Below are 615 nucleotides of genomic sequence, written 5' to 3'. Positions count from 1 at the left end.
GTGCTGTTTTAGAACCTGAACGCAGCTTTTTTCCGGGTACGGGATCAAAGCCGTAGGTGTTCAATGCATAAATGGAAATTAGCTCGGCCAGTTTATCTACATTAAGTGAGTGACTGTTAACAATATACTCACCGCGATCATTTATTCCAACATAGTCGACGTTATACATACTGCGATCACTGACACAAATGACGCCGTGTTCCTGATGGATTTTCCGAAGGGCTTCTGCAATTCGCTCTGATAGATACACACTGCTCCCTGCAGCTACATAGTTACGTTTTCCATTTTGATCTATGCACACCGCTGTTTCAGGCGTTAAAGTAAAATTAACAACACCAAAACGCCTAACGTGTTTAGGTCTGGCTGTAGTTTGCACTCTTTGTTCGTGCAACGCTTTCAGTGAGCGAGCCCAGAAGCCACCATAATTACCGTCATGGGAATCAATTTTACCCCTCCGATGTGAGGTGTCATACCAACTGTATTCACTCTTGCGAGAGACTTGTTTCAACAAACCATGTTTATCAAGGCAACGGATAGCCTTCCAGCGGACGTCGGACATCGCTATATTTTGACAAATCAGTTTATTGAGCTCACTCCAAAATGACATTGGATAAT

1 protein-coding gene is annotated in these 615 nt (G+C 43.4%); it reads right to left on the bottom strand.

What is annotated here, in order from left to right; genetic code table 11:
- The coding region (locus tag AB4486_RS24505; RefSeq protein ID WP_372119257.1) for a hypothetical protein at positions 1-615 on the bottom strand (615 nt) is incomplete at both ends.

Origin of the sequence: Vibrio sp. 10N.222.55.C6 (assembly GCF_041473395.1) — a bacterium.
Taxonomy (GTDB): Bacteria; Pseudomonadota; Gammaproteobacteria; order Enterobacterales; family Vibrionaceae; genus Vibrio; species Vibrio crassostreae_C.
Note: the sequence above shows the minus strand (reverse complement) of the source record. Positions and strands in the feature narration are given on the sequence as shown.